This is a genomic window from Clostridioides sp. ES-S-0010-02 (genome assembly GCA_020641055.1).
Classification (GTDB): Bacteria; Bacillota; Clostridia; order Peptostreptococcales; family Peptostreptococcaceae; genus Clostridioides.
This window is the reverse complement of record CP067345.1, coordinates 4,206,104-4,230,771: the sequence shown is the minus strand read 5'-3', so window position 1 is coordinate 4,230,771 and position 24,668 is coordinate 4,206,104. Positions and strand designations below refer to the sequence as shown.

The window sequence follows — 24,668 nt, the reverse complement described above, 5'->3', positions numbered from 1 at the left end:
TATAATAAAAATTAAGAATGAATAAGGAGGAACAAAAATGGCAAGACATTTATTTACGTCAGAATCAGTTACAGAAGGACATCCTGATAAGATATGTGACCAAATATCAGATTCAATATTAGATGCATTGTTAGAAAAAGACCCACAATCTAGAGTAGCTTGTGAAACTACAGTAACAACAGGCTTAGTTTTAGTAGCTGGAGAAATAAGTACATCTGCTTATGTAGATATACCTAAATTAGTAAGAGAAACAGTAAAAGAAATTGGATATACAAGAGCAAAATATGGATTTGACTGTGACACTTGTGCAGTTATAACTTCTATAGATGAACAATCTGGAGATATAGCTATGGGAGTTGATGAAGGTCTAGAAAGTAAGACTGGAGAAGAAATAGAACAAGAAATAGAAAAAGTAGGAGCTGGAGACCAAGGTATAATGTTTGGATTTGCATGTAATGAAACTCCAGAATTAATGCCACTTCCAATATCATTAGCTCATAAATTATCAAGAAGACTTACAGAAGTTAGAAAGACAGGTTTAGTTGATTATTTAAGACCAGATGGAAAAACTCAAGTTACTGTTGAATATGAAGGAAATAAAGCTGTAAGAGTACATACAGTTCTTATATCAGCTCAGCATTGTGAAACAGTATCAAATGATAAGATAAGACAAGATTTAATTGAGCATGTTATAAAATCAGTTATACCAGCTGAATTACTTGATGAAGATACTAAAATTTATATAAACCCAACAGGCAGATTCGTTATAGGAGGACCTCAAGGGGATACAGGTCTTACAGGAAGAAAAATAATAATAGACACTTATGGAGGATATTCTAGACATGGTGGAGGAGCTTTTTCAGGAAAAGACCCTACAAAAGTTGATAGATCTGCTGCTTATGCTGCTAGATATGTTGCTAAAAATATTGTTGCGGCTGGACTTGCAGATAAATGTGAGATAGAACTTGCATATGCTATAGGTATAGCTAGACCATTATCTATATTTATAGATACTTTTGGGACAGGTAAAGTTTCAGAAGAGAAGCTTGTTGAACTAGTAAACAAACACTTTGATTTAAGACCAGGAGCAATAATAAGAGATTTAGATTTAAGAAAGCCTCTTTACAAAAAGGTTGCTGCTTATGGTCACTTTGGTAGAACGGATATAGATTTACCATGGGAAAGAACTGATAAAGTAGAACAATTAAGAAAAGACGCATTAGGTGAATAATGCTTAGATAAGGAGCTGCTAGAATGTAATTTTAAAATTACGTTTTAGCAGTTTTTTATTTTATGATTAAATATATTTAATAAATACTAATTTTAAATCATATAATAAATAAACATTATTTAGTGAGATTAATATATTTCATTATATAATATTGCATTAAATTAATACATAGTAGAAGGAATATGTTAAAAACTGGTTAAGATTTCGTTAAGTAATGTTAAATAATTCAAAAAATATTGAAAAGCATCAATAATACAACTAATATAGTCTTAATAAACTTACATTAAATTTTACTTATTAAAAAATTTATTTTATTTAGGAGGGAGTAGTGTGTATGTCGGATAAAATAAACATCAAAATGGTTATAAGTTTTGCTGGAGCATATGTAGCGACTGTAATAGGTTCTGGATTTGCAACTGGTCAAGAGATAGTACAATTCTTTACGTTTTATGGGTATGCTGGAATTATAGGAGGAATAATATCTATGGTATTATTCTCATGGTTTGGAGCAGAAGTTATAGAAAAAGGGAGAGAATTAAAGCTTAAAGAACCAATAAAGATTTATCAGGTATATTGTGGAAAATATCTTGGTACATTTTTTGAGTGGTTTGGACCATTGTTTTTGTTTGGTACATTAGTAATAATGATTGCAGGAGCAGGAGCTACATTATCAGAGTATTATGGTCTAAATCCATATGTAGGTAGAATTGGTATGGCAATCGTTTCCCTAATAACTGTATCTCTAGGTTTGACAAGGCTTTCAAAGATACTAGGTAATATAGGTCCTATAATAATAATATTTACACTTTTAGTAGGAGCAATTAGTCTATTTAGTAATATTGGTGCTTTATCAAATGCAGGAGCTATAATTGATAGTCTAAACGTTAAAACTGCTACATCAAATGGATATTTCTCAGGTGTACTTTATACTTGCTATAATGTAATAATAGTAATAACATTTTTAACTGGAATGGGAGCTTCAGCAAAAAATAAGAAAGATGCTGTATGGGGAGGTATAGTAGGTGGAGTAGCCCTTATGGCAGCTGCTATAATGATGAATCTAGCATTACTTTCAGATGTAGGAAATATATACACAAAAGAAATACCAGCTCTTTATTTAGCTGACAAGATATCTCCAATTATAGGTATTTTATTCTCAGTAGTACTTTTATTAGGAATATATACTACAGCTGTACCATTATTATGGTCAGTAACTAATAGATTTGTGGAAGATGACCATCCTAAATTTAAAATAATAACAGTAGTAGTAAGCATATTAGCATGTATAGGAGGATTATTACCATTTGATAAGCTTGTAGGGACATTATATCCATATACAGGTTATATGGGAATTTTAATTTTACTATGTATGCTTTATCGAAGAATTACCAAAACTGAAGGATACAAGGAAAATAAATCTGAGGTAAATTAATATCAAAATAAATTTGTGAAATTTAATCTATGTTTTAGAAGTAAGCTGGTTGAAATAAAATAATTATTTATATATGGTACCTTTACTTTAAGGTACCATATTTTTAGGGTGCAGATTTTTTTTGTTTCTGATAAAATGTATAATAGTTAGAAATTAAGTTAAGTATAAAAATATAGAAAAATTTTCTGATAGAATCCTATCATAGAACTTAATATATTTAAGTATACTAACATACGAACGGAACAATTATTAGTATTTTTAGGAGATAAAAATGGAAAAATTAGAAGGAATGATAAGTGAAATAGTCTTTAAAAATGAAGATAATGGCTATACAATAGCTCATCTGGTAAATGAAAATGATGAAATTGTTGTTGTAGGATGTATGCCTACTTTAGCAATGGGAGAGAGTATAGAGGTTGAAGGTAAATGGGTAAACCACAAAATTTATGGAACTCAATTTGAAGTGAATAGTTTTATGCCAGTGACACCATCATCTTTGGAAGGAATTTATGTTTACTTATCTTCTGGTATGATACATGGAATTGGCGAAAAAATGGCTAAGAGAATAATTGATAAGTTTGGTGTTGACACACTAGATATAATACAAAACTACCCAGAAAAATTACAAGAAGTAGAGGGGATAGGTAGTAAAAAGGTAAAGCAAATAGTAAAGAGTTATGAAGAAGATAGAGAACTAAGAAACATAATAATTGAACTATCTCCTTTTGGAATAACACCCAATTACTGTCTAAAAATATATAAAAAATATAAAAGTAGTGCAATAGAAATTATAAATAAAAATCCATATCAGCTTGCTGAAGACATAAGAGGAATAGGGTTTAAAGTAGCTGATAGTATAGCTAATAAAATTGGTATAGATAAGAATTCTAAAGATAGAATATGCCAAGGAATATTATATACCTTAAATAAATCACTAAGTAATGGGCATACATATTTGCCAGAACATATTCTAATACAAGATTCGGAAAAATTGTTGGAGTTAAGTGGAGACATAGTAAAAGAATGTGTAATGATGTTGGTATATAATCAAAAAATACATATAGAAAAAGTAAATAATGAAAATCTCATATATCTTATGCCCTACTATTTGTCTGAAAATGGAGTATGTAGTCAAATAGTAAAATTGTCGCAGTATGAATTTGAAGATTTGAATATAGATATAGAAAATGAAATTAAAATTTTAGAAGATGATAAGAATATTAAGTTAGCAGAGAAGCAAGTTTTAGCAGTTAAAGAATCTGTGAACAGTGGCGTATTAATTATAACTGGTGGGCCAGGTACTGGAAAAACTACCACTATTAATGCAATTATAGATATATTTGAAAATAATGGGAAAAGTGTAACTTTAGCTGCTCCAACGGGAAGAGCAGCTAAGAGAATGAGTGAAACTTCTAATAAAGAAGCAAAGACTATACATAGATTATTAGAAATGGGATTTTCAACAGATGATGATTTAACATTTTTTAAAGATGAAGAAGACCCAATAAATTCAGATGTAATAATAGTCGATGAAGTATCAATGGTAGATATTATCTTAATGTATAATTTACTTAGAGCAATAAAATTAGGAACAAGAGTAATATTAGTTGGGGATAGCGACCAATTACCTTCTGTAGGTGCAGGCAATGTACTTAAGGACATGATAGATTCAAATATTATAAATGTAGTCAAATTAAATGAAATATTTAGACAAGCTCAACAAAGTATGATAATTGTGAATGCGCATAAGATAAATAATGGAGAACCACTTCATTTAAATACAAAGGGAAAAGACTTCTTTTTTATAAGAAAATCAACAAATGAAGAGATATTAAATGAAATAATAGGTTTGGTAAATGAAAGATTACCTAAATTTTATAATGTTGATAAACTAAAAGATATACAAGTGTTATCTTCAATGAGAAAAGGAGAGCTAGGAGTTACCAATCTTAATATAGAGTTACAAAAGTATCTTAACAAAAAGGAGAAGTTTAAAGTAGAAGAAAGTTTTTCTAAAAGGTTGTTTAGAGTTGGTGACAAGGTAATGCAAGTAAAAAATAATTATACAAAAAAGTGGGAGACAGAAGACCAAAAGGAAAGTGGGGAAGGTATATATAATGGAGATATAGGCTATGTATATCATATAGATAAGGATAAGAAAACTATTTATGTACTATTTGACCAAACTAAAATTGTATCATACTTATATGATGAATTAGATGAGATTGACCATAGTTTTTGTACAACCATACATAAAAGTCAAGGAAGTGAATTCCCAGTCGTAGTGATACCAATAACTTGGGCTCCTCCTATGTTACTAAGTCGTAATTTATTATATACAGCAGTGACAAGAGCAAAAAAATTAGTTGTGTTAGTTGGAGATGTCAAATATTTGGAATATATGATAAAAAATAACAGAGTAAATCAAAGATATTCAAACTTAGGATATAAGTTAAACAAATTCAAACAAGAAGGGCTGTTGATAGAGTAAATATGAAAATATGCAATGATAATTTTATTAAGAGTCTTAGAAATCTAATTAATAAATGTCTGGATTTTATTTATCCTGAAAATATAAATTGCATAATTTGTGATAAATCAATAAAAAAAACTAATACCTATTCAGTCTGTAAAAGTTGTTTTAATGAAATGAATTTTATACTAAATGGGTGTATAAAATGTGGAAAGCCAATAATACATCATTCACTTGAAAAAGAATTTATTGAAGGATGTAGCTATTGTTTTGATAAAAGTTTTTATTTTGACAAGTCAATCTCCTGTATTGAATACAACGAGATAACTAAAAAAATAATATTAGGATTAAAGTACAATCAAAAAACATTTATGGCTAAATACATAGCGCAAATAATGAAAGAAAAGTTGGATTTAGAAAATGTGAAGTTTGATTATATATTATTTGTTCCACTTCATAAGAAAAGACTTAATAAAAGAGGATTTAACCAAGCACAAAAAATAGCTTTGAGTTTGAGTAAAATAATCAATGTTCCAATGTTAGATTGTATATCCAGGGAAAAAAATACAAGGATGCTTTATAAGTTAAGTAAACAAGAGAGAAAAAAGGAATTAAAAAATGTGTTTGCTGTTAACAAAAATATTAAATTAATAAATAATAAAAATGTACTTTTGATAGATGATATATTTACAACTGGCGTGACAACAAATGAAATATCTAAGATTTTAAAGTTATCTGGTGTTAATAAGGTTTTTGTAATGACGTTGCTTACAAGAGCAAATGACAACTACGTTATGGAATAATCTTATATATTGACAATTTTACTTTAAAATATTAAAATGAATAAGTGATATTTAGGTCTGTGGTTGAAAGTCCAAGCCAGTCGCAGGCAAAAGGATCCACGTAAGTTAACACTAAAAATTGGGTTAATGAGCATGGTGCGGCTTAGAAGTAAGACCTACCGATAATAAAATCGAGAGAGAGTAGTAGTGCGGCGAACCCAAGCGAACCCTCCAGTAGGCGAGTGTGGGGTCAAAGACCAGGTCAGCTAAATATCATATTAAAAGAGAGCTAGCATAATGTTTTTATGTGTAGCTCTTTTTTATATATAATAAATTTAGATTGAATCATAAAGAGGTGATATATATGAACAAAAGACAAGAGAACTTGTTGACAGTATTGCTATTGAAAGAAGAATTTATAAATATCAATGACATTGCTAACGATTTTGAGTGCTCAGAGAGAACAATAAGAAATGATTGTAAGTACATTGATGAATGGTTGTCTACTTTTTGTAGTGCTTATATTAAAAGAAAGCCTAAAATAGGAATTAAGTTTAGTGGAGATGATACAGATAAAATAATAGTAAACCAGAAGTTAAGAGGTGAAGTTAAAAGAGTAAATAGTGAACTCCATAAACAAGTTGAGATATTGAATCTATTACTTTGCAATAATAAGAAGATTACCTTAAATGATTTGTCCAATAAATTGTATATAAATAAAAATATTGTTAGGGAAGAAATAAATACATTATCAGTAGAATTAAGTAATTATAATTTGAAAATTTCAACTAAAACGGGCAGTGGTATATGTATTGAGGGAAATGAGAAAGACATAAGAATAATGTTAGTGGCATTTTTATTTAAATATATAGATAAATACAGACTAAACATGGATGAAATAGAATATTTCCATATAGTAGACATAATAGTTGTCAAAAATATAATGTCTATAATAGAAGATAAAATGGATATAAGACTTACAGATGTTTCATTCAGGCAATTGATGTTATTTTTACTTATAAATATCATACGAATAAGGTTGGGGAATTCTTTTGAAATAGTAAATATTAAAAAAGAATTAAAGTTAGAAATTCTTATATTAGATATAGAAAATGAGTTGAAATCCAGTCTATCTATAGTATTAAACCATGAAGAAAAATTATTTATAGAATCACTAATACTTGGCATGAATAAACAAATAAATAGTAAAGATACTAAAAAATCACTATACCTTAATGAAGAATTATCAGAGTATACAAAAAGAATTATAAATCTGGTATCAGAAGAATCGGGTATAAACTTTAATAATGATATATTGCTTTATGACCAATTAATATGTCACTTAAATGTTACAATGCACCAAATGCAAAGTAACGTTTATTTGGAAAATCCACTTTTAGATAATATAAAAAATAAATTTTGTTTTTTATTTACAGTAATTTCAAATTCAATAGGAATTGAGCAAAAAGGAACACAAATAACTGAAGATGAAATAGGTTATCTTACTCTTCACTTTCAAACATCTTTAGAAAGAAAAAGTAATAAGAGAGAATCAACTAAAAAAGCAAGTATCGTGTGCCCATTTAGTTTTGGAGTAAGTATGTTACTAAAAGTAAAGATAGAAAAGAGATTTAATAATATAGAAATAGTTGAAACACTAAGGGAAGAAGATTTAAGAAGAGATAACTTCAATAAAATGATAGATTTTATAATTGCATTTCAAGAATATGAAAATGTACAAAAGCCAATTTTTATAACAACACCACTATTTACTGATGAAGATGAAAATAAACTCAAAGAATTTACCAACAAAATAAAAGAAAAAGATACATCATATAAACTTATGAATAGATTAATGATGTCTGATTATTTAATAAGAGAGCTAGAACATAATGATATTTATGAGGCTATAGCATACTTAACTAATTTATTAATCGAAAAGCATTATGCAGATAAAGAATATTTAAATTCTATTATAGAAAGAGAAAAGGCATATCCAACTAATGTTGGGAAAGGAATATTATTTCCTCATGGAGATATGAAGTATATAAAACAATCTGTCTTATGTTTTGCAAGATTGAAAACACCAATAAAAATTAGAAATGGAAAATACATAAAGATTATACTTTTATTAGCTTATAAAAAAGAGGATGATAGAAAAGTATTTAGAGAATTATTCAAAGAAATATCTAAATTGACAGAAGATGAAAATATGCTTGATGTGCTAAGTAATTGTGATATTAAAAATATAAAAAATATTCTTATATAAATTTATATCAAAATGTGAATAAGCACAAAATTTTCCATGTAGTGGAAAAAGTTGTGCATGTTTTTTTGTTTTTATAAGATATTATATATCTATCAGATAGAAATCAGTTAAAAGTAGACAAGTAATTTAGGAGGAAGAAATGGAAGAAATAGTATTAAAGATTATAATTCATGCTGGAAATGCAAAATCTATGCTTTATGAAGCTCTTGATTGTGCAAAGGAAAACGATTTTGAAAAGGCTGATGAATTAATCGAAAGTGCAAATGAAGAAATATTAAAAGCACATAAAGTACAAACAGAACTTATACAAAAGGAAGCAGGAGGAAATAAATCAGATATATCTATTTTACTAATTCACTCTCAAGACCATTTAATGACTTGTATGAGTGAAAGAAACCTTATAAAAGAAATGATAGTGCTAAGAAAAGAAATTCAAAAATTAAAATAAAAAGTAATTAAGGGGGATTTAAGATAATGAAGAGAAAAGTATATTTATTTTGTAGTTTTGGTATGTCAACAAGCTTACTTGCAGGAAAGATGCAGAAAGTAGCAGATGAACACAATTTACCAATAGAAGTAGAAGCATTTCCAATAGCAGAAATTGATAAGATAGTTGCAGAGAAGAATCCAGATTGTATATTGTTAGGACCTCAAGTTAAATACATGCTAAAGGAGTTAAAGCCAAAGTTTGAAGCTCAAGGAAAACCTGTGGATATAATAAATGAAACTGATTATGGAACTATGAATGGAGAAAAAGTACTAAAGCTTGCTATAAAATTAATAAAATCTAAACAAGCTTAAAATATAGTAAAAAGATACTGAGAAATGAGGGTGGATAGATGAATAAATTGGAAAGAATACTTATGCCGTTGGCTGAAAAAATAGGTAAAAATAAATTATTAATTGCAATTAGAGATGGTTTTTTAGTATCATCACCATTATTGATAATAGGGTCATTATTTTTATTAGTAGCAAACTTCCCAATAAAAGGATGGGACGAATTTGTAGGTCAAATTTTTGGTCCAGATTGGGCAGTAAAATTACAACAGCCAACTATAGCGACTTTTGAAGTAATGACTTTACTTGCAGTTTTAGGAATTGGTTACTCTTATGCTAAACAAATAGATGTAGACCCAATTGCATCAGCAGCAGTTGCAATAGTCGCCTTTTTTATAGTTACACCATTTGTAATACCATATACACCAGAAGGAACAAAGGCAGTCTATATGGTAACTGGTATCCCATTAGGTTGGATGGGTTCTAAGGGAATGTTTGTAGGAATGATAACCGCAATAACATCTGTTAAGTTATTTGCAGTAGTTGTCAAAAAAGGGTGGACATTGAAGATGCCAGATGGAGTTCCTCCAACTGTTTCAAAATCATTTGCTGCATTAATACCAAGTGCAATAGTTATGGTAGTTTTCTTTTTAGTTAAGATTGCTTTTGAAGCTACACCATATGGAAGTATACATGAATTTATATTTAAGTTTTTACAAATGCCATTATTAAAATTAGGAAATAGTTTAGGTGCTATGGCAATAGCTTATATATTCTTACATTTATTCTGGTTCTTTGGAATAAATGGTAGTAGTGTTGTTGGAGCTGTCTATAATCCAATATTAAAAATTTTATCAGCTGAAAATTTAGCGGCTTTTCAAGCTGGTTCAAAAATACCAAACATAATAACTGGTCAATTCCAGGATATGTTTGCAACATTTGGTGGGGCAGGTAGTACACTATCCTTAATTATAGCTATGTTACTTATATGCAAAAGTAAACGTATAAAATCAATGGGTAAATTATCAATTTTACCAGGGATATTTGGAATAAATGAGCCATTAATATTTGGTCTACCAATAATGCTTAACCCAATATTATTGATACCATTTGCAATAGTTCCAACAATAAACATAATAATAGCCTATTTCTGTATGTCAGCAGGATTAGTACCACTTACAAATGGAGTTCAATTACCATGGACAACTCCAATTATATTCTCTGGATTTCTAACAACAGGATGGCAAGGTGCTTTATTACAAATAATACTTCTTGTACTAGGAATATTTATGTACATGCCATTTATAAAGATGTTAGATAAACAATATTTAAAAGAAGAAAAAACAAATGTTGAAGAGGAAGATGATGATATATCTTTTGATGATTTAGTATTATAGGAGGAAAATTATGAAGAAAATAGTTATGATATTGGATCAAATACAAGCAGGTGCAGGTGGGAAAGAAAAAAGCAATATACCTCCTGCTGGAAAATCAAGTCCATTAGGTCCAGGTGTAATGATGGAACCATTTTTAAAAGAATCTAAAGTAATAGCGACACTTTTCTGTGGGGATGAATTTTTTATAAACAATGAAGAAGAAGTGACAAATAAAATGATAGCTATGGTTAAAAAGTTAAATCCTGATGTAGTAATTTGTGGACCAAGTTTTAACTATGAAAATTTTTCTAAGATGTCAGCAATATTATCTAAAAATATAAATAATAAAACAGATATACCAGCTTTTGCAGCTATGTCAGAAGAAAATACATACGTAATAAACGAATACAAAAATGATATATGTATAGTTAAGACACCTAAAAAAGGTGGAATTGGTCTTAATGATTCACTAAACAATATATGTAAATTAGCAAATTCAATAGCAAATAAAGAAGACATAACTTTAATGAAAGAAGAATTTTGTTATTAATTAACACTTTACTAGGGGACAGGTTTAAGTAAAATATTATTTACATTAAAGTATGTGGATAGAGTTTCTATAATTAAGGAGGGATTTTCTGATATGTGGGGAATGATAGCAACATGGAGAATGGCTATAGAAGGAATCACTGAAGCATCAGAACATTTAGAAAAAGGAATGGAAGCAGGAGATGCTGTAGAACTTGCTGTAAGAAGAGTCGAAGATTATCCATTCTATAAATCGGTTGGATATGGAGGACTTCCAAATGAAAATTGTGAAGTAGAACTTGATGCTGCATTTATGGATGGAAACACATTAGATATAGGAGCAGTTGCAGGTATAAGAGATTATTCTAACCCTGTCAGCATAGCTAGAAAACTAAGTTATGAGAAAGTGAATAATTTCTTAGTTGGAATAGGAGCTGAAGAATATGCCCATAAAAATGGATTTGAAAGAAAAAATATGTTAACAGATAGAGCGAAACTACATTATAAGAAGAGAAAAAAAGAAACTTTAGATAAAGGATTAAGCCCATATGCTGGTCATGATACTGTTGGGATGATATCTTTAGATAGAGATGGAAAGATGTGTGCAGCAACCTCAACAAGTGGTCTATTTATGAAGAAAAGAGGTAGAATAGGAGATTCTGCACTATCTGGTTCAGGGTTTTTCGTTGATAGTAACATAGGAGGGGCTACAGCTACTGGTCTTGGAGAAGATTTGATGAAAGGGTGTATATCATATGAGATAGTTAGACTTATGAAAGAAGGAAAACATCCACAAGAGGCATGTGATATAGCAGTAAATGAGTTAGATGAACAACTTATCAAAAGACGAGGAAAAGCTGGAGACTTATCATTAGTTGCTATGAATAATAAAGGAGAATGGGGAGTAGCTACAAACATAGCTGACTTTACATTCTCAGTAGCTACTAAAGCAGAAGCACCTACAGTGTATATATCAAATAGAATAGATGGTAAAACTATACATAAGGTTGTGTCAAACGAGTGGATGGAAGCATATGAAGCTAGGATAAAGGCTCCAATAGAAGTAAGTGAATAAAGTTTGTATTTATGCAGTAAAGTAGAGTCTTTAATATTTAAAAGGAGATTTTTATGAATATTATAAACAATAAAGTAGACGAGATAAAAGAACATTTATTAAGTGATATTGTAGATATTGTAAAAATACCTAGCGTTGAAGGGGAGTCAGAAAATGACTTCCCTTTTGGCGAAAAGGTAGGAAAAGCACTCAATAAAGCACTAGAAATTTCAAGAAAATTAGGATTTAAAGTTAGAAACTTAGACAATTATATTGGTTATGCAGAATATGGAGATAGCGAAGATTATATCTGTGTAATTGGCCACGTAGATGTAGTACATGAAGGGGAAAATTGGATATATCAACCTTATGGAGGAGAAATATATAATGGAAAAATCTATGGTAGAGGGGTATTAGATAATAAAGGACCTATAATGTGTGCTTTATATGGATTATATGTTATTAAGGAATTAGGTTTAAAGTTAGATAAAAAAGTTAGGATAATTTTTGGCACAAATGAAGAAAGTGGATTTAAAGATATACCATATTATTTAAAAAAGGAAAAACCTCCTATAATGGGGTTCACACCAGATTGTAAATATCCTGTTGTATATGGTGAAAAAGGTATGGCGAAAATTATAATCAAAAATAACTGTAACTATAAGGAAGATACATTTCTAAGCTTTATAGAAAATATGTCTGAAAAGGTGATTGTCACAAATCAAGAGTTACATAAAGAGAATAGTTACATAATACTGGAGATAAAGGTAAAATATGAATTTAGTTATAAACTAGAAGATGTCTTAGATGAAATAAAATCTAATTTTCCCAATGGTACAGAGATAGAAGTAATTTCTAATTTTAATCCTGTATATTTTGATAAGGATAGTGAGCTTGTTAAAAAACTTCAAATAGCTTATGAAAGAGTAACATCATTAGATGGTACTCCAGTAACAACTAATGGAGGTACATATGCAAAAGTAATGCCAAATATAGTTCCATTTGGACCTTCGTTTCCAGGACAAAAAGGAATAGCACATAATCCTGACGAATATATGGATATAGATGATATAATCTTAAATGCAAAGATATTTTCAAATGCAATATATGAATTAGCAAAGGAGTAGTTATGCTAGAGATAATAGGAATGACAGTAGAAGACGCTAAGATTATAGAAGATTGTGGCGCAGATAGAATAGAATTAGTTAGTGCTTTAACTGAAGGAGGGCTAACACCAAGTTTTGGACTTATAGAAAGTGTTGTTAACAGTGTAAAGATACCTGTGAACGTAATGATAAGACCACATGCTAAAAGCTTTGTATATAGTAAAGAAGACATAAATATAATGTTAAAAGATATAAATACAGTCAAAAAGATTGGAGCTAATGGAGTTGTATTTGGAATGTTAGACAAGAATAATAATATAGATGAAGAAAATTTAAATTTTTTGTTGCAATATTGCGATAATCTTGATGTTACATTTCATAGAGCAATAGATGAATCAAATACAATAGAAAGTGTTAATCTTTTAAAGAATTATGACAGAATTACAAATATATTAACGTCAGGGGGAAAGGGAAGTATAAGAGAGAATATAAAAATTATAAAAGATATGATGCTTAACTCTAATAATATAAAAATTCTTTTAGGTGGAGGTCTTAATTTTAATAATATAGTTGAAATAAAGGGAGTAACTAAGGCAAATAATTTTCATTTTGGTACAGCTGTTAGAATAGATAAAAATCCATTTGAAGATATAGACAGACAAAAGCTAAAACAATTAGTGGATATAATTTCGAAATAATATAAACATATATAATTTATATAACTTATTAGATTAAATAAAGAGTGTTAGTCAATTGTAGTTTGGGTATATGAATATTATGAGTATTGATTAAGAAATTATTGTTATGATGCTTTACTATTTTTAGATAATTTTGAAGTTAAACTAAATAGTGAAAGAAAAAATGAAATATGGAGGTCTTAGAAGGTGGATAACTATGAAAAATTTATAAAAGTTAAGTAACATATAATACATATAATTTCCTAAAATTACCACTTTATGACATGAATTCACATATTAATAAACAATTATTGGAGATATTTGTGGATAGAAAGGATAATAAAAATAGCTTTAAATACACAGGAACAAGAGTTATTAACAGTTTTATCCACATTATCCACAGGGTATTGTTATAATATTAATCCACATAAGCATTAAGGTGATTAAAAATGAAAAATAATTCTATCAATTGAATAGAAAAAATCATAAAAGTTAATAATAAAAGAAGGATTATGAGATTTCGTGTAGAATATATTATTTAAGTATAAATTTTCTTATACTGGCATAATTGAAGGGAGATGTACTTATGAACATAATTATATCTGGAAAACAAATCGAATTAACTGATGCAATAAAAAATAAAATCGAAAGCAAGTTAAGTAAGTTAGATAATTACATTCATCCAGACACTGATGTAAAGGTTACAGTAAGTGCTAAAAAAACAAGACAAAAAATAGAAGTAACAATAGCTACTGTAAATGGTCCTATAATTAGAGCAGAAGATATGCAGGAGAATTTATACACAGCTATAGATGTTGTATATGATAAATTAAGCAAACAATTAAAAAAATATAAAAAGAGATTACAAGATAAGCATCAAGACAATAAGAGTATAAGATTCCAAGATGCAGAGATAAATCTAGCAGATGAACAAGAAGATTATGAAGATGAAAATCAAGATATAGTAATTCAAAGACGTAAGAAATTTAGTGTTAAGCCAATGAGCGAAGAAGAAGCTGTATTACAAATGGAATTAGTAGGACATGATTTCTATATGTTCAAGAATATAGATTCAGATGAAATAGCTGTAGTTTATAAACGTCATAATGGCGGATATGGTATAATAGAACATGAATAAAGCAATTTAGATTTAATCATATTAGCTATCGATAAATTATTTATCGATAGCTTTTTAAATTAATATTAAAAGTATAGTTTTTATGGTAAAATGAATAATAGTACAATAAAGAACGAGGAGAGATGTAAAATATGAGCTTTATGGATAGTTTATTCAACATGGCAGATAAAAAAGAATTGAAAAAGTTCAATAAGACTGTTGATATAATAGATTCATTAGAACCTAAATTTGAATCTATGGCAGACTCGGAACTTAAAAATATGACAAATACATTTAAAGAAAGATTAGAAAATGGAGAAAGTATAGATGATATACTTCCAGAAGCATTTGCAGTAGTCAGAGAGACTTCTAAAAGAGTATTAGGTCTTAGACACTACAGAGTTCAAATGATTGGAGGTATAGTATTACATCAAGGAAGAATAGCTGAGATGAAAACAGGTGAAGGTAAAACTTTGGTTGCAACTGCTCCTGTTTATTTGAATGCTCTTACTGGAAAAGGTGTACATGTTGTAACGGTAAATGATTATCTTGCAAAACGTGATAGAGACCAAATGGCAAAAGTTTATGAGTTTTTAGGAATGAGTGTAGGTGTTATTGTACATGGTCAAAATCCAAAAGTTAGAAAAGAACAATATGATTGTGATATAACTTATGGTACAAATAATGAATATGGATTTGACTACTTAAAAGACAATATGGTAATACACAAAGAGCAAAGAGTTCAAAGAGGATTAAATTATGCGATAGTGGATGAGGTCGACTCTATACTTATAGATGAGGCTAGAACACCACTTATTATATCTGGCCCTGGAGATAAATCAACTCACCTATATTCAGATGCAAATACATTTGTGTTAACTTTAAAACCTGATGACTATGAATTAGAAGAAAAAGATAAGGCTGTATCTCTAACAGCATCAGGTATACAAAAAGCAGAAGTATATTTTAATGTTGATAATATAACAGATATATCTCATACAGAGTTATATCACCATATAAATCAGGCTTTAAGGGCACATGTAATAATGAAAAAAGATGTTGATTATGTTGCTAAAGATGGAGAAATAGTAATAGTTGACGAGTTTACTGGTAGACTTATGTTTGGTAGAAGATATTCAGAAGGCTTGCATCAAGCAATAGAAGCAAAAGAAGGTCTTAAAATACAGAGAGAATCTAAAACACTAGCTACTGTAACATTCCAAAATTACTTTAGAATGTATAAAAAACTTTCAGGTATGACTGGTACAGCAAAAACAGAAGAAGAAGAGTTTAAAGCAATATATAAAATGGATGTCTTCCAAGTGCCTACTAATAAGCTTATGGTAAGAGAAGACTTGCCAGATTGTGTATATAAAAGTGAGATAGGTAAATTTAATGCTGTAGCTGAAGAAATAATTGAAAGACATAAAGTTAATCAACCAATACTTGTAGGTACAGTTTCGATAGAAAAGTCAGAACTACTATCACAAATATTAAAGAAAAAAGGTATTAGACATGAAGTATTAAATGCTAAACACCATGATAAAGAAGCAGAAATAATAGCTCAAGCAGGTAGACTTGGAGCTGTTACAATAGCTACTAACATGGCTGGTCGTGGTACTGATATAGTTTTAGGTGGGAATCCAGATTTCTTAACTAAGAGAGAAATGAGAAGAAATGGATTTAAAGAAGATGTAGTAAATAGAGTTGATACTCCAATAGAAGGAATACCTGTGGCAGGAAATGAAATTTTATTTGAAGCTAGAGCAGAGTACGAAAGATTATATAAACAATTTAAGCAACAAACAGAAGACGAACAAAAACAAGTAGTAGAAGCAGGTGGACTTGCTATAATTGGTACAGAAAGACATGAATCTCGAAGAATAGATAACCAGTTAAGAGGTCGTGCTGGTCGTCAAGGTGACCCAGGTAGCTCAAGATTTTATATAGGTCTTGATGATGACCTTATGAGATTGTTTGGAAGCGATAGAATATCTGGAATCGTAAATAAAATAGGTCTTGAAGAAGACATGCCTATAGAACATAGAATATTATCTAAGTCTATTGAAGGTGCACAAAAGAAAGTCGAAGGTAAAAACTTTGGAATAAGAAAACATGTACTTCAATATGATGATGTTATGAATAAGCAAAGAGAAATAATATATGCAGAGAGAAAACGTGTATTAGAAGGTGAAGATTTACAAGAGCAAGTACAATCAATGACTCATTCTATAATAGAAGAATCAGTGACTCTTTATACAAAAGATAAAGGATTTGATGAAGAAGGATTTAAGGAACATATGTATAATCTGTTCTTACCAAAAGGTAGTATAGAAATCCCAGAGATAGAAAAGCTTAATCCAGTTGAAATAACAGAAAAAGTTTATGAAATAGCTATGAAGATATATACTGCAAAAGAAGAACAAATAGGTTATGAAAGAATGAGAGAAGTTGAGAGAGTTATCTTACTTCAAGCTGTTGATAATCATTGGATAGACCATATAGATGCAATGGATCAATTACGTCAAGGTATAGGGCTTCGTGCTGTAGGTCAACAAGACCCAGTTATTGCTTATAAAATGGAAGGTTTTGATATGTTTGATGAGATGAATAAACATATTAAAGAAGATACTGTAAGATATTTATTTAATATAACAATAGAGGCTCCAGTAGAAAGAAAAGCAGTTGTAGATGTTGAAAATCTAACTTCTCCCTCAGATGGAACTCTTCCAACAAGCAAAACTATTAAAAAAGATGAAAAAGTTGGAAGAAATGATTTATGTCCTTGTGGAAGTGGTAAGAAATATAAAAACTGTTGTGGAAGATAGTTTTGGAGGATTAAATGTTAAAGATACAAGAGTATAGACATAGTGTGGAGCAAATAGCTTCAAATTTAGAAGAATTGAGGGTTTCTCTTTGACGTAGCTTCATTGATGGAAAAGATAAAAATTAATGAAGAGAAGATAAATAAACAAGATTTTTGGAATGACAATGAAGTAGCGCAAAAAGTACTTCAAGAAAACAAAGCTTTAAAAGAAACTATAGATGAATATGAAAGTCTAAAAAACTTATTAGAAGATGTAGAAGTATTGATTGAAATAGGCCTAGAAGAAGAGGATGATTCTGTTGAAAAGGATATAGAAATGTCTATAGAATCAATAGAAGAAAAATTATCTGAGATGAAAATAAAAACTCTTTTAAATGGCGAGTATGATAAAAATAATGCTATATTATCTATAAATGCTGGAACTGGGGGTCTAGATGCTCAAGATTGGGCTCAGATGCTTTTAAGAATGTATATAAGATGGGCAGAAGGTAAGGGTTATAAAGTTAAGCTTTTAGATATAATATCAGACCCTGAAGCGGGAATAAAGACAGCTACAATTCTTGTAGAAGGAACCAACACTTATGGATATTTAAAAAGTGAAAAAGGGGTTCATAGATTGGTAAGAATATCTCCATTTGACCCATCAGGAAAGAGACATACTTCATTTGCTTCTATAGATGTAACACCAGAGTTAGATGAAAATATAGAAGTAGAAATTAATTCATCAGATTTGAAGATAGACACATATAGAGCGTCTGGTGCTGGAGGACAACATGTAAACACAACTGATTCAGCTGTTAGAATAACACATATTCCTACTGGTGTAGTGGTTCAGTGTCAAAATGAAAGGTCTCAACATTTAAATAAAGATAGAGCTATGAGACTTTTGATGGCAAAATTGATAGAGTTAAAAGAATTAGAGCAAAAGGAAAAAATAGAAGATATACAAGGCAAATACTCACAAATAACGTGGGGTAGCCAAATTAGGTCCTATGTTTTCCAACCATATAAGTTAGTCAAAGACCATAGGACAAATGCTGAGTTTGGAAATGTAGATAGTGTGATGAATGGAAATATAGACTTGTTTATCAACGAATACTTAAAAATGAATAAGACAGTTTAATAAACAATGTACAGTAATTAGGATAGATATATAAGAAGGTTAGTGCTTACTATGCACTTTACAGCACTTAGGCTGAGGACTACAACCCTCAGCCTTCGTTCTGTTTGTTATACTTATGAAAAAACTAACATTAGGAGTGAAAAAAATTGGATATAAATCAAATCTTAAAAAATGAATTTAATCTCAAAGATGAACAAATAAATAATACGCTAAAGCTTATTGATGAAGGAAATACAATACCATTTATAGCTAGATACAGAAAAGAAATGACTGGTGAGATGAGTGATGTCACATTAAGGGAATTCTATGAAAAATTGATGTATCTAAGAAACCTTCAAAGTAGAAAAGATGATGTAGTTAGATTAATAGATGAACAAGGAAAATTAACAGATGAGATAACACAAAATATAGAAAAAGCAAAAACACTACAAGAAGTAGAAGATATATATGCTCCATATAAACAAAAGAAAAGAACTAGAGCAACAATAGCAAAAGAAAAAGGGTTAGAAAATCTAGCAGTATCAATACTAGAGAGTAATCTAGATAATATAGATTTAGAGGCGAAGAGTTATATAAATGAAGAAAAAGAAGTAACTTCTGTTGAGGATGCCTTAAAAGGTGCAAGAGATATAATTGCAGAAACAGTTTCAGATGATGCGAAGATTAGAAAATACATAAGAGAGCTTGCTTTAAGAGAAGGAATGATAGTTAGTAAAAGTTCTACTGATGAGAAATCAGTTTATGATATGTATTACGATTATAGTGAAGCAGTGAAAAGTATGGCTCCACATAGAGTTTTAGCAATAAATAGAGGAGAAAAAGAGAATTTTTTAAAAGTTAAATTAGAAATAAATAATGATAAAGTTTTAAATTATATAGTAAATGAATATGTAAATGATAAAAACTTTAAGAATAAAGATGAAATTGTAAATTCAATAGAAGATTCATATAAAAGATTAATTTTCCCATCGATAGAAAGAGAAATAAGAAATCATCTGACAGAAATAGCTCAAGAAAGGGCTATAAGTGTATTTGGAAAAAATGTTAAAAGTTTATTACTTCAACCACCAGTTAAAGATAAAGTAGTTATGGGATTTGACCCTGCATTTAGAACTGGTTGCAAAATAGCGGTTGTAGATAAAAATGGTAAATTATTGGACTATACAACAGTATATCCAACAGACCCTCAAAATAATGTAGAAGGGGCCAAGAAGACTTTAAAAGAATTAATTGAAAAATATAATATAGACATAATTTCAATAGGAAATGGGACAGCATCAAGAGAGTCAGAAACATTTGTGTCAGAAATGATAAAAGAGATAGATAGAGACATTCAATATGTTATAGTCAGCGAAGCTGGTGCATCAGTTTACTCAGCATCTGAACTCGCAAATGAAGAACATCCAGATATAAATGTATCAATAAGAGGAGCTATATCTATAGCGAGAAGACTACAAGACCCCTTAGCAGAACTTGTGAAAATAGACCCTAAGAGTATAGGTGTAGGCCAATATCAACATGACTTAAATAAGAAGAGATTAGAAGAAGTATTAAATGGAGTTGTTGAGGATTCCGTAAATAGTGTTGGAGTAGATTTAAATACTGCATCATATTCTCTATTAGAGCATATTGCAGGAATAAGTAAGGTTATCGCAAAAAATATAATAGCATATAGAGAAGAAAATGGAGACTTTACATCAAGAGTACAACTGAAAAAAGTAAAAAGACTTGGCCCTCAAGCATTTACTCAATGTGCTGGATTTATGAGAATCTTAGATGGAAAGAATCCTCTAGATAATACAGGTGTACATCCTGAAAGTTATGATATATGCAAAAAAATGATTGAAATAATAGGATATTCTTTGGATGATGTAAAAAATAAAAATATAGAAGAAATAGATGAAAAAGTTAAGGAAATTGGTTTGAGAGAATTAAGTGAAAAATTGGAAGTAGGCCAAGTTACTTTAAGAGATATCATAGCTGAGATTAAAAAACCAGGAAGAGACCCAAGAGAAGAAGGAATAAAGCCTATACTTAGAACTGATGTCCTAAAAATTGAAGATATACAAGAAGGGATGTCTTTAAAAGGTACAATAAGAAATGTTGTAGATTTTGGAGCATTTGTAGATATTGGAATAAAAAATGATGGGCTAGTTCATAAATCAGAAATGAGTAATAGCTTTGTAAAAGACCCTATGAGTATTGTTACAGTAGGTGATATAGTAGATGTAAAGGTAATTGGAATTGATTTAAATAAAAAAAGAGTTGCATTATCAATGAAAAAATAGGTTAATTTATGTTTAGTTATGATACTTATGTGTAACAATTATAAATGTAAGTAGCATAATAAAAAATTTAAGAAATTATGAAATGAGACTGTAAAGAGATAATATTTAAAATAGTTAGTATAGTATTGAAAATCAGGAGGAAAATGAATGGTTTTTATAAAAAATGGTAATATAAATACCATAACAAATGGAATAATTCAGGGAGATATACTTATAGACCAAGGAAAAATAATAGAGATAGGAAAAGACTTAATAGCACCTTTAGATGTAGAGGTGATAGATGCAAGTGGTAAATTTGTGTTTCCAGGGTTTATAGATGCCCATACTCATTTAGGATTGTGGGAAGATGGTATAGGATTTGAAGGAGCAGATGGAAATGAAGAAACTGACCCAATAACACCACAATTAAATCCTATAGATGGGATTAATCCAATGGACAGAACATTTAAAGAAGCTTTTGAAGGTGGTATAACTTCTGTATGTACAACTCCTGGAAGTGCAAATGTTATGGGAGGTCAATGTATAGCTATAAAGACCTATGGGAAAAGAATTGATAAAATGGTAATAAAAAATCCAGTAGCATCTAAAATAGCCTTTGGAGAAAATCCAAAAAGCTGTTATGGTCAAGATGATAAATCTCCACAAACTAGAATGGCAATAGCTTCATTACTTAGAGAGAATCTTAAAAAAGCAGAAGAATATTTAGAGGAAGTCGACCTGTATGAAAGTCATGATGATGAAGATTGTGAAAAACCTGAATATGATATAAAAATGGAAAGTTTAATACCCGTTTTAAGAGGAGAAATTCCTTTTAAAGCACATGCCCATAGAGCTGATGATATGTTCACAGCCATAAGGATTGCAAAAGAGTTTAATTTAAAGCTTACATTAGACCATTGTACAGAAGGTCATCTTATAGTGGAGGAGCTATTGGAAGAAGGATTTCCTGTAATAGTAGGGCCATCATTATCAGAAAGGTCTAAATTTGAACTTAGAAATTTAACGTTTAATACAGCTGGAATACTTTCAAATGCAGGACTTGATGTATGTATAATGACAGACCATCCAGTAATACCAGTTCAATATCTTCCAATATGTGCAGGGATAGCAGTTAAGCATGGAATGAAAGAAGAAAAAGCAATAGAATCCATTACAATAAATCCAGCTAAGACTCTAGGAATTGAAGATAGAGTAGGTTCTATAGAAGTTGGTAAAGATGCAGATATAGTAATTTGGGATAATTCTCCACTAGAGATTCAAAGTAATGTACTTTACACTATAATAAATGGGAAAGTAGTGTATGAAAAAAAATAACTTGACAATTATTAAAAAATTAACTAATATAAGAGTGTAAGGAAAATTAAAAAATCAAAGAAGATCTTCGGGGCAGGGTGAGATTCCCTACCGGCGGTATAGCCCGCGAACTACTTATGTGGTTGATTTGGTGAAATTCCAAAGCCGACAGTAAAGTCTGGATGAGAGAAGATATTTATGGAATATAAATAAGTTTATTTTAGTTTGTTTAAACTATATCCATAAAAACTCGAAGATAAGGTCTTCGAGTTTTTTGTTTTTCCTAAAAAAATATAAATATATTTATTAGGAGGATAATAATTATGCAAAGTACAGCAAAAAGAAGTAATATGATTTCAACAAGAACTTTAGTAGTAATGTCAATTTTATCAGCAATATCTTATTTACTAATGTTTATTCAAGCACCAATACCAGGTATATTTCCAGATTTCTTAAAAATTGACTTATCAGATATTCCAGCAATATTTGGAGGGATGTCTTTAGGACCATTAGTTGGATTTGGAATAGTTGTAGTAAAAAATATACTACAAGCGATTACAGCAACAACAACTGGAGGAGTAGGAGAGTTTGCAAATATATTAATTGGTGGTTCTTATGTAATGATACTTTGTTATTCATATAAGAAAAGTAAAGATTTAAAAGGCATATTAATTGGATTTGTATTAGGAACAATAGCTATGACTATAATTGGCTCAGTGTTAAATTACTTTGTAATGTTACCACTTTATGGTCAATTTATGGGACTAGATGCTATAATAGGGTTAGGTTCAGCTATAAATCCTAAGATTCATGACCTATTTACTTTTGTAATTTGGATGATAGCTCCATTTAATGTACTAAAAGCTGTGATAATATCTTTAGTAACATTACCACTTTATAAAAAAATGGGAAATGTAATAAAAAAATAATCAGACAAGAAAATATAAAATTTTAAAATTAAATATATTGGAAAGCCATAATTTATTTATAACTTCAGTCTCATGTTGTGATTGATGTATTAAATACATTATGGCTTTATTAATTTATCAAAAAATGTATTTAAAATAAGAAATATTTAGACAGATTTAATTTTTAAAATAAAGGAAGAATTAAAACGATTAACTATTAAAATACTAAAAAGGTATCTACAATATGCAGAGCGAATTCATAATAGACAAAAAATAAAGTTATTATTAAGAATAAATAATGTTTTGAATTGTAATTCTTAATAATAACTAATTTAATGATGATAGGAGAGTAGATTTATGAAAGTATGTAAAAAAATGAAAAAAGTATTTTTAGACGATAAAGGGTATTATTTTAATAGTGATTGGGAAAATATTCATATAGGCATTGATAGTAAAATGTTAGGAGATTCTTTAAAGTATATTACGAATGAATATATTGAAAATATGGAAAGAGTGAAGTATGACTATCATGAATTAGAAAATATAAATAATCAAACAGATGGTATGTGTATTTTAGCTATAAGACAGAATTATAAAGCTTTGAAGTATGTAAAAGAGCAAACAGAAGAATTATGTTTAGAAGCTATAAGGTACAATTATAGAGCACTTGAATATGTAAAAGAACAAACTGAGTATATATGCCTTGAAGCAATAAAAAAAGATTGCAATGCACTTAAGTATGTAAGAAGTCAAACAGAAGAACTTATTATAAAAGCAATAAGATGTTCTTCTAATATAGATGTTGTAAGTATATTAAAAGCTTTAGAGGTTCAAACAAGAAAAATATGTTTAGAAGCAATTAAAAAAGATGGCAGGTGTCTTGCATATGTTAGAGAACAAAGTGAAGAATTATGTATAGAAGCAATAAAACGAAACTATAAAGCACTTAAATATGTACAAAACCAAACAGAAAAAATGTGTATTGAAGCTGTAAGTCAAAATGGTATGGCATTACAATATGTAAATCAGCAAACAGAAAGAATATGTTTAGAAGCAGTTAAACAAGATGGAAGAAGCCTACAATTTGTTAATAATAAGACAGAAGAAACATGTATAAGAGCTATAAGATACTTGGATAAAAAGTACAATATTAAAGATGTACTAAATTACATAGATAACTATACAGAAGAGATATGTACAGAGATTGTAAGACAAAATGGAAAGATGCTTATGTATATAAAGAATCAAACAGAAAAAATGTGCATTGAAGCAGTAAAAGAAAATTATAAATCTCTCAAGTATGTAAAAGAGCAATCAGAGGAAATATGTAAAGAAGCCCTGAAACAAAATTGTAAGGCAAAAGAATATGTAAGGATTGCTATTGATGATTATATATAAGTTTTAATA

19 protein-coding genes and 1 riboswitch are annotated in these 24,668 nt (G+C 29.2%); all 19 genes read left to right on the top strand.

Annotated elements, in window-relative coordinates; all coding sequences use genetic code 11:
* Positions 1-37 precede the first annotated feature (37 nt).
* The 19 genes from JJC01_19760 to JJC01_19670 all read left to right on the top strand — a co-directional run bounded on the left by JJC01_19760 (position 38) and on the right by JJC01_19670 (position 24,659).
* Entirely contained in the window at positions 38-1,231 is a 1,194-nt protein-coding gene (locus JJC01_19760; GenBank protein UDN58358.1) for a methionine adenosyltransferase, read from the top strand.
* A gap of 334 nt (positions 1,232-1,565) precedes the next feature.
* A complete protein-coding gene (locus JJC01_19755) occupies positions 1,566-2,663 on the top strand; it encodes a hypothetical protein (GenBank protein UDN58357.1) in 1,098 nt (365 codons plus the stop codon).
* 271 nt (positions 2,664-2,934) lie between these two features.
* Positions 2,935-5,154, top strand: coding sequence for an ATP-dependent RecD-like DNA helicase (locus JJC01_19750; protein UDN58356.1), 2,220 nt, complete (start codon positions 2,935-2,937; stop codon positions 5,152-5,154).
* A 2-nt stretch (positions 5,155-5,156) separates the two neighbouring features.
* Positions 5,157-5,939, top strand: coding sequence for a ComF family protein (locus tag JJC01_19745; protein ID UDN58355.1), 783 nt, complete (start codon positions 5,157-5,159; stop codon positions 5,937-5,939).
* 343 nt (positions 5,940-6,282) lie between these two features.
* Complete coding sequence (locus JJC01_19740) at positions 6,283-8,187, top strand: transcription antiterminator (GenBank protein UDN58354.1); 1,905 nt, start codon at positions 6,283-6,285, stop codon at positions 8,185-8,187.
* A gap of 139 nt (positions 8,188-8,326) precedes the next feature.
* Positions 8,327-8,635: a PTS lactose/cellobiose transporter subunit IIA gene (locus tag JJC01_19735; protein ID UDN58353.1), complete on the top strand. Its 309-nt coding sequence runs from the start codon at positions 8,327-8,329 to the stop codon at positions 8,633-8,635.
* A gap of 26 nt (positions 8,636-8,661) precedes the next feature.
* Positions 8,662-8,988: a PTS sugar transporter subunit IIB gene (locus JJC01_19730; GenBank protein ID UDN58352.1), complete on the top strand. Its 327-nt coding sequence runs from the start codon at positions 8,662-8,664 to the stop codon at positions 8,986-8,988.
* A 38-nt stretch (positions 8,989-9,026) separates the two neighbouring features.
* On the top strand, positions 9,027-10,361 hold the full coding sequence (gene celB / locus JJC01_19725) for a PTS cellobiose transporter subunit IIC (GenBank protein ID UDN58351.1): 1,335 nt from the start codon (positions 9,027-9,029) through the stop codon (positions 10,359-10,361).
* A gap of 10 nt (positions 10,362-10,371) precedes the next feature.
* A complete protein-coding gene (locus JJC01_19720) occupies positions 10,372-10,890 on the top strand; it encodes a glycine/betaine/sarcosine/D-proline family reductase selenoprotein B (GenBank protein ID UDN58350.1) in 519 nt (172 codons plus the stop codon).
* A 93-nt stretch (positions 10,891-10,983) separates the two neighbouring features.
* Positions 10,984-11,943 carry a N(4)-(beta-N-acetylglucosaminyl)-L-asparaginase gene (locus JJC01_19715; protein UDN58349.1) on the top strand — a complete coding sequence of 320 codons (960 nt, stop codon included), beginning with the start codon at positions 10,984-10,986 and terminating at the stop codon, positions 11,941-11,943.
* A gap of 53 nt (positions 11,944-11,996) precedes the next feature.
* Positions 11,997-13,049, top strand: coding sequence for a Sapep family Mn(2+)-dependent dipeptidase (locus tag JJC01_19710; GenBank protein ID UDN58348.1), 1,053 nt, complete (start codon positions 11,997-11,999; stop codon positions 13,047-13,049).
* Positions 13,050-13,051: 2 nt separating this feature from the next.
* Entirely contained in the window at positions 13,052-13,726 is a 675-nt protein-coding gene (locus tag JJC01_19705; GenBank protein ID UDN58347.1) for a copper homeostasis protein CutC, read from the top strand.
* Positions 13,727-14,291: 565 nt separating this feature from the next.
* Positions 14,292-14,843 (top strand): ribosome-associated translation inhibitor RaiA, encoded by a 552-nt coding sequence (raiA, locus tag JJC01_19700; protein UDN58346.1) that lies wholly within the window; start codon positions 14,292-14,294, stop codon positions 14,841-14,843.
* Positions 14,844-14,974: 131 nt separating this feature from the next.
* Positions 14,975-17,650 (top strand): preprotein translocase subunit SecA, encoded by a 2,676-nt coding sequence (gene secA, locus JJC01_19695; GenBank protein ID UDN58345.1) that lies wholly within the window; start codon positions 14,975-14,977, stop codon positions 17,648-17,650.
* Between the two features lie 14 nt (positions 17,651-17,664).
* Positions 17,665-18,772, top strand: a protein-coding gene (gene prfB, locus JJC01_19690) for a peptide chain release factor 2 (protein ID UDN58344.1) whose coding sequence is annotated in 2 segments (ribosomal slippage) — positions 17,665-17,739 and positions 17,741-18,772 — 1,107 coding nt in all. Because the reading frame shifts where the segments join, the coding sequence is not laid out codon by codon here.
* Between the two features lie 146 nt (positions 18,773-18,918).
* Positions 18,919-21,060, top strand: a complete 2,142-nt coding sequence (locus tag JJC01_19685; GenBank protein UDN58343.1) for an RNA-binding transcriptional accessory protein — start codon at positions 18,919-18,921, stop codon at positions 21,058-21,060.
* A gap of 147 nt (positions 21,061-21,207) precedes the next feature.
* Positions 21,208-22,374 (top strand): amidohydrolase, encoded by a 1,167-nt coding sequence (locus tag JJC01_19680; GenBank protein UDN58342.1) that lies wholly within the window; start codon positions 21,208-21,210, stop codon positions 22,372-22,374.
* Positions 22,375-22,433: 59 nt separating this feature from the next.
* Positions 22,434-22,551, top strand: a riboswitch (FMN riboswitch).
* Between the two features lie 125 nt (positions 22,552-22,676).
* The gene (locus tag JJC01_19675; protein ID UDN58341.1) at positions 22,677-23,282 is read left to right on the top strand and encodes an ECF transporter S component; all 606 of its coding nucleotides are present in this window, start codon (positions 22,677-22,679) and stop codon (positions 23,280-23,282) included.
* Positions 23,283-23,618: 336 nt separating this feature from the next.
* Positions 23,619-24,659: a DUF4116 domain-containing protein gene (locus tag JJC01_19670; GenBank protein ID UDN58340.1), complete on the top strand. Its 1,041-nt coding sequence runs from the start codon at positions 23,619-23,621 to the stop codon at positions 24,657-24,659.
* Positions 24,660-24,668 lie beyond the last annotated feature (9 nt).

What these genes read in the sequence shown, in the direction of transcription:
- JJC01_19760 (UDN58358.1), top strand. Translation starts at nt 38, where the DNA reads ATGGCAAGACATTTATTTACGTCAGAATCAGTTACAGAAGGACATCCT.
- JJC01_19755 (UDN58357.1), top strand. Translation starts at nt 1,566, where the DNA reads ATGTCGGATAAAATAAACATCAAAATGGTTATAAGTTTTGCTGGAGCA.
- JJC01_19750 (UDN58356.1), top strand. Translation starts at nt 2,935, where the DNA reads ATGGAAAAATTAGAAGGAATGATAAGTGAAATAGTCTTTAAAAATGAA.
- JJC01_19745 (UDN58355.1), top strand. Translation starts at nt 5,157, where the DNA reads ATGAAAATATGCAATGATAATTTTATTAAGAGTCTTAGAAATCTAATT.
- JJC01_19740 (UDN58354.1), top strand. Translation starts at nt 6,283, where the DNA reads ATGAACAAAAGACAAGAGAACTTGTTGACAGTATTGCTATTGAAAGAA.
- JJC01_19735 (UDN58353.1), top strand. Translation starts at nt 8,327, where the DNA reads ATGGAAGAAATAGTATTAAAGATTATAATTCATGCTGGAAATGCAAAA.
- JJC01_19730 (UDN58352.1), top strand. Translation starts at nt 8,662, where the DNA reads ATGAAGAGAAAAGTATATTTATTTTGTAGTTTTGGTATGTCAACAAGC.
- celB (UDN58351.1), top strand. Translation starts at nt 9,027, where the DNA reads ATGAATAAATTGGAAAGAATACTTATGCCGTTGGCTGAAAAAATAGGT.
- JJC01_19720 (UDN58350.1), top strand. Translation starts at nt 10,372, where the DNA reads ATGAAGAAAATAGTTATGATATTGGATCAAATACAAGCAGGTGCAGGT.
- JJC01_19715 (UDN58349.1), top strand. Translation starts at nt 10,984, where the DNA reads ATGTGGGGAATGATAGCAACATGGAGAATGGCTATAGAAGGAATCACT.
- JJC01_19710 (UDN58348.1), top strand. Translation starts at nt 11,997, where the DNA reads ATGAATATTATAAACAATAAAGTAGACGAGATAAAAGAACATTTATTA.
- JJC01_19705 (UDN58347.1), top strand. Translation starts at nt 13,052, where the DNA reads ATGCTAGAGATAATAGGAATGACAGTAGAAGACGCTAAGATTATAGAA.
- raiA (UDN58346.1), top strand. Translation starts at nt 14,292, where the DNA reads ATGAACATAATTATATCTGGAAAACAAATCGAATTAACTGATGCAATA.
- secA (UDN58345.1), top strand. Translation starts at nt 14,975, where the DNA reads ATGAGCTTTATGGATAGTTTATTCAACATGGCAGATAAAAAAGAATTG.
- JJC01_19680 (UDN58342.1), top strand. Translation starts at nt 21,208, where the DNA reads ATGGTTTTTATAAAAAATGGTAATATAAATACCATAACAAATGGAATA.
- JJC01_19675 (UDN58341.1), top strand. Translation starts at nt 22,677, where the DNA reads ATGCAAAGTACAGCAAAAAGAAGTAATATGATTTCAACAAGAACTTTA.
- JJC01_19670 (UDN58340.1), top strand. Translation starts at nt 23,619, where the DNA reads ATGAAAGTATGTAAAAAAATGAAAAAAGTATTTTTAGACGATAAAGGG.